This is a genomic window from Isoptericola sp. NPDC057191, assembly GCF_042670225.1.
Classification (GTDB): Bacteria; Actinomycetota; Actinomycetes; order Actinomycetales; family Cellulomonadaceae; genus Isoptericola.
In genome coordinates, this window is record NZ_JBHUWC010000233.1 from 1 (window position 1) to 5,340 (window position 5,340).

The 5,340-nt window shown below is 72.2% G+C and carries 5 protein-coding genes; all 5 read left to right on the forward strand.

Translation table 11 applies throughout. The annotated features are described in order from the left end of the window. The first annotated feature begins 41 nt into the window (after positions 1–41). Entirely contained in the window at positions 42–1,202 is a 1,161-nt protein-coding gene (locus tag ACFT55_RS18860; RefSeq protein ID WP_380245386.1) for a carbohydrate ABC transporter permease, read from the forward strand. Further along, entirely contained in the window at positions 1,199–2,113 is a 915-nt protein-coding gene (locus tag ACFT55_RS18865) for a carbohydrate ABC transporter permease (protein WP_380245382.1), read from the forward strand. The genes ACFT55_RS18860 and ACFT55_RS18865 overlap by 4 nt, the downstream gene beginning before the upstream one ends. Before the next feature lie 78 nt (positions 2,114–2,191). Continuing rightward, a complete protein-coding gene (locus tag ACFT55_RS18870) occupies positions 2,192–3,763 on the forward strand; it encodes a glycoside hydrolase family 1 protein (RefSeq protein ID WP_380245383.1) in 1,572 nt (523 codons plus the stop codon). Between the two features lie 9 nt (positions 3,764–3,772). After that, entirely contained in the window at positions 3,773–4,783 is a 1,011-nt protein-coding gene (locus tag ACFT55_RS18875) for a LacI family DNA-binding transcriptional regulator (RefSeq protein ID WP_380245384.1), read from the forward strand. A 20-nt stretch (positions 4,784–4,803) separates the two neighbouring features. Next, the gene (locus ACFT55_RS18880) at positions 4,804–5,265 is read left to right on the forward strand and encodes a YdeI/OmpD-associated family protein (protein WP_380245385.1); all 462 of its coding nucleotides are present in this window, start codon (positions 4,804–4,806) and stop codon (positions 5,263–5,265) included. Positions 5,266–5,340: the final 75 nt, after the last annotated feature.

Below are 5,340 nucleotides of genomic sequence, written 5' to 3' on the forward strand. Positions count from 1 at the left end.
CCCCGCAGGCCTCGACCGGCGCACAGCACAGGAAGCAGCAGATGGCCGTCCTCTCCCCCACCCAACCCGCGCAGCGCACGGGCCGCGAGCCCAAGGCGCCCCGACGACTCGGCTTCTCCCAGCGCCTCGGCCGCTGGGACGTGAAGGTCTCGCCCTACCTGTACATCTCGCCGTTCTTCGTCATCTTCGCCGTCACCGGGCTGTTCCCGCTCGCGTACACCGCGTTCGTGTCGGTGCACGACTGGAACCTGCTCGGCGGCCAGGGCGACTACGTGGGCCTGCAGAACTACGTCGACGTGCTGCACCAGCCCATCTTCTGGAAGTCGCTGGTCAACACGTTCTCGATCTTCGTCTTCTCGAGCATCCCGCAGGTGATCCTCGCGATCACGATCGCGGCGCTCCTCGACCAGAACCTGCGCGCCGCCACCTTCTGGCGCATGGGCGTGCTCATCCCCTACGTCGTGGCCCCCGTCGCGGTCTCGATGATCTTCGGGCGCATGTTCGCCGACCAGTACGGGCTCATCAACGAGCTGCTCGGCCTCGTCGGGATCGACCCCGTCGGCTGGCACAGCGAGCGGCTCGCCAGCCACATCGCGATCGCGTCGATGGTGAACTTCCGCTGGACCGGCTACAACGCCCTCATCTTCCTCGCCGCGATGCAGGCCGTGCCGCGCGAGCTGTACGAGGCGGCCGTCATCGACGGCGCCGGCCGCGCCCGGCAGTTCTTCTCGATCACCGTGCCGCAGATCCGCGCCACCATCATCTTCGTCGTCATCACGTCGACGATCGGCGGCCTGCAGATCTTCGACGAGGTCCGCATGTACGACCCGTACGGCCTGGGCGGCCCCGACAAGGACTGGATGACCACGGTCGTCTACCTGTACGACGTCGCGTGGGGCAACCAGAAGAACTTCGGCCGCGCGTCCGCCGTCGCCTGGCTGCTCTTCCTGCTGATCGTCCTCATCGGCCTGATCAACTTCCTCGCCACCCGGCGCATCGCCACGTCCGGCCCGAAGGCGCCGAAGGTCAGCCGCCGGCACACCCGCCAGCTGCTCGCCCAGGCGCAGGCCGTCGGTCGCGCCACCACGACCACCGCGACCTCCGGGCCCGCAGGGCCGCCGGCACCGCACTCCCTCCCCCCGACCCCCGGATCCACGGGCACGCCCACCGACACCACCACCGACCGGGAGGACCGCCGATGAGCTCCGTCGCCGTCACCGCCCAGACCGCCGGCCCCCGCGCGGCCCGCGCCGCCGCCAAGCGCCGCAACCGCGGGACCCGCTCGGCCCAGCGCCGTCCGGGCCGCGTCACCTACGTGCTCCTCGGGCTCGTGGTGCTGATCTCGGTCTTCCCGCTCTACTTCACGCTGCTGCTCGGGTCGTCCGACCCGACGGCGATCGCGCAGAACGCCGTGCCGCAGTGGCTGCCGGACGCGAGCCTGTTCCAGCAGTTCGCCGAGGTGATCACGGCCGACCAGATCAACTTCTGGAAGGCGCTGACGAACTCGGTGATCATCGCCGTGATCACGTCCGCCTCCGTCGTGCTGTTCTCGACGCTCGCCGGCTACTCGTTCGCCAAGCTCCGCTTCCGCGGCCGCGGCCCGCTGCTGGTGTTCGTCATCGCGACGATGGCCGTGCCGACCCAGCTCGGTGTCATCCCGATGTACATCCTCATGACCGACCTCGACTGGATCGGCAAGCTGCAGGCCGTCATCGTGCCCGCGCTCGTCACCGCGTTCGGCGTCTTCTGGATGACGCAATACCTCTCCGAGGCCCTGCCGTACGAGCTCATCGAGGCCGCGCGCGTCGACGGCGCGTCCATGATCCGCACCTTCTGGTCGGTCGCGCTGCCCGCCGCCCGCCCGGCGGCCGCCATGCTCGGCCTGTTCACCTTCGTGCAGCAGTGGACCAACTACTTCTGGCCGTCGATCGTGCTCAACCAGAGCAACCCGACCCTGCCCCTGGTCGTGAAGTCCCTGCAGTCGAACTACTTCGTGGACTACTCGCTCGTGATGGGCGGCATCTTCCTCGTGACGCTGCCGCTGCTGGTGATCTTCGCCTTCGTCGGCCGCCAGCTCGTCGCCGGCATCATGGCCGGCGCGGTCAAGGGCTGACCCCGGCGGCGACGCCCACCCTCCCCGTCCCGCGGCCTGCGCAGCGGGAGCCTCGCACCGATGGAAAGATCCGAATCCATGACCCTCCCCACCCCCGGCGCGCGCCGGGCGGCCCCCGGCACCGCGGTGCCGTTCACGCCCACCGCACCTCTGACGACCTCCCCGCACGCCACCGGGTCGGTCGCGTTCCCCGACGGCTTCCTCTGGGGCGCCGCCACGGCCGCGTTCCAGATCGAGGGCGCGTCGACCGAGGGTGGCCGCGAGGACTCGGTCTGGGACGCCTTCTGCCGCGTCCCCGGCGCGGTGAAGAACGGCGACGACGGCTCCGTCGCCTGCGACCACTACCACCGCTACCGCGAGGACGTGGCGCTCATGCAGCGCCTCCACCTCGACACGTACCGGTTCTCGACGTCGTGGGCGCGGGTCATGCCCGACGGCAAGACGGTCAACCGCGAGGGCCTGGACTTCTACTCGCGCCTCGTGGACGAGCTGCTCGGCGCCGACGTCCTGCCGTGGCTGACGCTCTACCACTGGGACCTGCCGCAGGCGCTCGAGGAGATCGGCGGCTGGCCTAACCGCGACACCGCCGCCCGCTTCGTCGACTACGCGGTGACCATGCACGAGGCGCTCGGCGACCGCGTGAAGGTGTGGGCGACGCTCAACGAGCCCTGGTGCTCCGCGTTCCTCGGCTACACGTCCGGCGCGCACGCGCCCGGCAAGAAGTCGCCCGAGCTCGGCCTCGCCGCCGCGCACCACCTCATGCTCGGGCACGGCGGCGCGGTGCAGGCGCTGCGCGAGCGCGACCCGGAGGCCGTCCTCGGCCTCACGCTCAACTTCACCGTCTCCGACCCGGTCGACCCGACCGACCCGGCGGACGTGGACGTCGCGCGTCGTGACGACGGCATGTTCAACCGGTTCTTCCTCGACCCGATCCTGCGCGGCGCCTACCCGCAGGACCTGCTGGACGACGTCGCGCACCTCGGGTTCGCCGACGTCGTGCACGAGGGCGACCTCGAGGTGATCTCCACCCCGATCGACGTGCTCGGCGTGAACTACTACAACGGCGGCGCGGTCTCCGCCACGCCGCAGGTGCCCGCCGGCGAGGTCCCCGAGGGGACCGCCGGCCCCGACGGCGCGCGCGAGACCACCGAGGGCGCCCCCGTCTGGGAGACCCGGTCCCCGAACCCCGTGCCCGACGGCATCCACCACCACAGCCGCGGGCTGCCCGTCACCGACATGGGCTGGGAGGTGCAGCCCGAGGGGCTCACCCGACTGCTCACCCGCCTCCAGCAGGACTACACCGGCCCGCGCGGCACCTCCATGTACATCACCGAGAACGGCGCCGCCTACCCGGACGTCGTCGCCGCCGACGGCACCGTCGACGACCCGGAGCGCCTCGCGTTCGTCGACGCGCACCTGCGCGCCGTCCGCGACGCGATGGACGCCGGCGCCGACGTGCGCGGGTACTTCGCGTGGTCGCTCATGGACAACTTCGAGTGGGCTCTCGGCTACTCCAAGCGCTTCGGCCTGGTCCACGTGGACTACGAGACGCAGGAGCGCACGGTGAAGTCCTCGGGCCGCTGGTACGCCGAGGTCGCGCGCACGGGCGTCGTCCCGCCGCACTCCGCCACCGGCACGGACGCGGAGTAGTCTCCGCAGGTGGTCATCGAGCATCCCAGCCCGACGCTGGACGACGTCGCCCGGACCGCAGGGGTCTCGCGGTCCACGGCGTCGCGCGCCATCAACGGCGGCGACCGCGTGTCGCCGGAGGCACAGTCCGCCGTCGACGACGCCGTCGCCCGGCTCGGGTACGCCCCGAACCGGGCGGCCCGCTCGCTGGTCACCCGTCGCACCGACTCCATCGCGCTGGTCGTGCCCGAGCCTGACGCCCGCATCCTCACCGACCCGTTCCTCGCGGGCGTGCTGCGCGGCGTCAGCGAGGGCCTGACGGGCACGGAGCTGCAGCTCGTCCTGCTGCTCGCCCGCCCGGGCGAGCCGCCGGGCCACATCGCGCGCTACCTGCGCTCCGGGCACGTCGACGGCGTGATCGTGGCGTCGCACCACAAGGAGGACCAGCTGGAGCCCGAGCTGGTGCGCTCGCGGCTGCCCGCCGTCTTCGTGGGGCGTCCCTTCGACACGGAGTCGCTGCACTTCGTGGACGTCGACAACGCCGCGGGCGGCCGCACGGCCACGCAGCGCCTCGTCGACCGCGGGTGCCGGCGGATCGCCACGATCACCGGCCCGCTCGACATGACCGCCGCCGTCGACCGTCACGACGCCTGGCAGCACACGCTCGAGGACGCGGGCCTGCCCGCGGTCGCCGTCGAGAACGGCGACTTCACCGTCATGGGCGGCGCGGCGGCGATGCAGCGCATCCTCGCCGCCCACCCCGACGTCGACGGCGTCTTCGCGGCGTCGGACCTCATGGCCAACGGCGCGATGCAGGTGCTGCGCGAGTCGGGGCGGTCCGTGCCCGACGACGTCGCCGTGGTCGGCTTCGACGCCCTGGGCGCGGAGCGGACGACGCCGCGGCTCACCACCGTGCTGCAGCCCGTCGTCGAGATGGTCACCGCCGCGACCTCCACGCTGCTCGACGTGCTCGCCGGGACGGACGTGCCCGCCCGGCCGCAGATCTTCGTCCCGCGCCTCATCGAGGGCGAGTCGGCGTAGCCGTCGGTAGCGTGCACGGCATGAGCGACGCGGCCACGGTCCAGACGTTCACCACCACGCTGCTCGCCACCGGCGGCAACAACGTGGGCCTGCCCGTCCCCGACGACGTCGTGACGGCGTTCGGTCGCGGCCGGCGGGTGCCCGTCTCCGTGACGATCGACGAGGGCTACACCTATCGCAGCTCCGTCGCGTCGATGGGCGGCCGCTTCCTGGTCTCGTTCAACGCCGAGACGCGCGCGGCCACCGGCCGCGGCGCCGGGGACGAGGTCTCCGTCCGGCTCGAGCTCGACGACGCCCCGCGCACCGTGGAGGTGCCGTCCGCGCTCGCCGCTGCCCTCGCCGACCGGCCCGACGCGGCCGCCGCCTGGGCCGCCCTGTCGGCGAGCAAGCAGAAGGCCCACGCGCTCAGCGTCACGGACGCCAGGACGGACGAGACCCGCGACCGCCGCGTCGCGAAGGTCGTCGACTCCCTCACCTCCTGACCGACCGCCCGGTCGGCCTCCGGCACGACGGAGCCGGGGCGGCGAGATCCTCGCCACCCCGGCTCCGGTCACGCC

What these genes read in the sequence shown, in the direction of transcription:
- ACFT55_RS18860 (WP_380245386.1), top strand. Translation starts at nt 42, where the DNA reads ATGGCCGTCCTCTCCCCCACCCAACCCGCGCAGCGCACGGGCCGCGAG.
- ACFT55_RS18865 (WP_380245382.1), top strand. Translation starts at nt 1,199, where the DNA reads ATGAGCTCCGTCGCCGTCACCGCCCAGACCGCCGGCCCCCGCGCGGCC.
- ACFT55_RS18870 (WP_380245383.1), top strand. Translation starts at nt 2,192, where the DNA reads ATGACCCTCCCCACCCCCGGCGCGCGCCGGGCGGCCCCCGGCACCGCG.
- ACFT55_RS18880 (WP_380245385.1), top strand. Translation starts at nt 4,804, where the DNA reads ATGAGCGACGCGGCCACGGTCCAGACGTTCACCACCACGCTGCTCGCC.